The 2,760-nt window shown below is 61.5% G+C and carries 3 protein-coding genes; all 3 read left to right on the top strand.

Features of this window, described 5'->3' with window-relative positions; all coding sequences use genetic code 11:
* On the top strand, nt 1-493 hold a 493-nt coding region (locus ACXJ7R_RS29345), incomplete at its 5' end, for a carbohydrate ABC transporter permease (RefSeq protein WP_457154882.1).
* Between the two features lie 2 nt (nt 494-495).
* On the top strand, nt 496-783 hold the full coding sequence (locus ACXJ7R_RS29340) for a DUF2160 domain-containing protein (RefSeq protein ID WP_095085033.1): 288 nt from the start codon (nt 496-498) through the stop codon (nt 781-783).
* A gap of 79 nt (nt 784-862) precedes the next feature.
* Complete coding sequence (locus tag ACXJ7R_RS29335) at nt 863-2,590, top strand: ABC transporter substrate-binding protein (RefSeq protein WP_095085032.1); 1,728 nt, start codon at nt 863-865, stop codon at nt 2,588-2,590.
* Nucleotides 2,591-2,760 lie beyond the last annotated feature (170 nt).

Raw genomic sequence — 2,760 nt, 5'->3', positions numbered from 1 at the left:
TTTGACCAACCGCATGGCGCCGCCGGCGGTGTTCGCGCTGCCGTTCTTCCAGCTCTACTCGGCCTTCGGCCTGATCGACACCCATATCGCGGTGGCGCTTGCACACTGCCTGTTCAACGTGCCTTTGGCGGTGTGGATCCTCGAAGGCTTCATGTCGGGCGTGCCGAAGGAAATCGACGAGACCGCCTATATCGACGGCTATTCGTTCCCGCGTTTCTTCATCAAGATATTCATGCCGCTGATCGCCAGCGGCATCGGTGTGGCCTGCTTCTTCTGCTTCATGTTCTCATGGGTGGAACTGCTGATCGCCCGCACCCTGACGACCACCTATGCCAAGCCGATCGCCGCCACCATGACCCGCACGGTTTCGGCCGCCGGCATGGATTGGGGTCTGCTCGCCGCAGCCGGCGTGCTGACGTTGATCCCCGGAGCGCTCGTCATCTGGTTCGTGCGCAACTATATCGCCAAGGGCTTCGCCCTGGGGAGGGTATGACAATGAACTTCGACCTCTCCTGGATGGCGTGGACGTGGCCGACGGCGGCCTTCTTCGCAACCATTCTGCTGCTGCTGTGCGGCATGGCGGTGTGGGAATACGCTTCGCCGGGTGGCAATCCGCGCGTTGGCATCCTGCGCTTCGAGACGACGCGCGGCGACCGTCTCTTTCTATCGCTGCTTGGCAGCGCCTTTATCCATCTCGCTTGGCTGGGTCTTGTCGGACCCAGCCTCTGGTGGGCTCTCGCTCTCTCCGTGGTCTACGCCATCGGCGTGTTCCGCTACGTATAGAGGGGGAAACTGTTGGAGCGACCGCGTGCCGGCGGCCGCTCCAGATCGCACTTGAAACCTGAAACAGTGGAGGAAACTTATGCGACGGCAATTTTTAACATCAACGACTGCCCTTGTCCTATTGCTCGGCGTGGGCAACGCCTACGCCGGGATGGACGAGGCAAAAGCTTTTCTGGACAAGGAGATAGGTCCGCTCTCGACGCTTTCGCGCGCCGACCAGGAAGCCGAAATGCAGTGGTTTATTGACGCAGCCAAGCCATTCGCCGGCATGGACATCAAGGTCGTCTCCGAAACCATCGCCACGCACCAGTATGAATCGCAGGTGCTGGCGCCGGCCTTTACCGCCATCACCGGCATCAAGATCACGCATGACGTCATCCAGGAAGGCGACGTCGTCGAGAAGATCCAGACCCAGATGCAGACTGGCCAGAACCTCTATGACGGCTGGGTCAACGATTCCGATCTGATCGGCACCCATTGGCGCTACCAGCAGGTGCGCAACCTGACCGACTGGATGGCGGGCGACGGCAAGGATGTCACCAACCCGAACCTCGACCTGAAGGACTTCATCGGCACCTCGTTCACGACGGCGCCCGACAAGAAGCTCTACCAGCTTCCCGACCAGCAGTTCGCCAACCTCTACTGGTTCCGTTACGACTGGTTCAACGACGAGAAGAACAAGGCCGACTTCAAGGCCAAGTACGGCTACGACCTCGGCGTGCCGGTCAACTGGTCGGCCTATGAGGACATCGCCGAATTCTTCACCGGCCGCGAGATCGACGGCAAGAAGGTCTATGGCCACATGGACTACGGCAAGAAGGACCCGTCGCTCGGCTGGCGGTTCACCGACGCCTGGCTGTCGATGGCCGGCAATGGCGACAAGGGCATTCCGAACGGTCTGCCGGTCGACGAATGGGGCATCAAGGTCGACGCGAATTCGCGGCCCGTCGGCTCCTGCACGGCACGCGGTGGTGACACCAACGGCCCGGCCGCTGTCTACTCGATTCAGAAATACCTCGACTGGCTGAAGGCCTACGCCCCGGCGGAAGCCCAGGGCATGACCTTCTCTGAATCCGGACCGGTGCCGGCACAAGGTGCGGTTGCCCAGCAGATCTTCTGGTACACCGCCTTCACCGCGTCGATGGTCGACGCCAGCGCCAAGGCGGTGCTGAACGACGACGGCACGCCGAAATGGCGCATGGCACCGTCGCCGCACGGCGTCTACTGGAAGGACGGCATGAAGCTCGGCTATCAGGACGTCGGTTCCTGGACGTTGATGAAGTCGACGCCGACCGACCGCGCCAAGGCCGCCTGGCTCTATGCGCAGTTCGTCACCTCGAAGACCGTGGACGTGAAGAAGAGCCATGTCGGCCTGACCTTCATCCGCGAGAGCACGATCCACGACAAGAGCTTCACCGAGCGTGCGCCGAAACTCGGCGGCTTGATCGAGTTCTATCGCTCGCCGGCCCGCGTCCAGTGGTCGCCGACCGGCACCAACGTGCCTGACTATCCGAAGCTGGCACAGCTCTGGTGGCAGGCGATCGGCGATGCGTCGTCGGGTGCCAAGACCGCGCAGGAAGCGATGGACTCGCTGTGCGGCGAGCAGGAAAAGGTCATGAGCCGCATCGAGAAGTCGGGCGTCCAGGGCGATATCGGCCCGAAGATGGCCGAAGAGCACGACCTCGCCTACTGGAACGCCGACGCGGTCAAGAACGGCAATCTCGCGCCTCAGCTCAAGATCGAGAACGAGAAGGAAAAGCCGATCACCATCAACTACGACGAACTGGTGAAGAGCTGGCAGAAGTAGGACTGTCCTATGCGGGCGCTCGCGCCCGTGTGACATTGGGGGAGGCGGCATGTTGCCGTCTCCCCTGTTTGTATCAAGGCGGAGGACATCTGAATGAGCGGTTTTGTGCTGGCAATCGACCAGGGAACGACATCGACCCGGGCGATCCTGTTCGATGGTCAGATGAAAGT

This window comes from Mesorhizobium sp. P5_C1 (assembly GCF_054049815.1).
This window is presented reverse-complemented; position numbering and strand designations above follow the sequence as displayed.

Bases quoted from the DNA above. Each gene is read 5' to 3' on its own strand.
- ACXJ7R_RS29340 (WP_095085033.1), top strand. From the start codon at position 496: ATGAACTTCGACCTCTCCTGGATGGCGTGGACGTGGCCGACGGCGGCC.
- ACXJ7R_RS29335 (WP_095085032.1), top strand. From the start codon at position 863: ATGCGACGGCAATTTTTAACATCAACGACTGCCCTTGTCCTATTGCTC.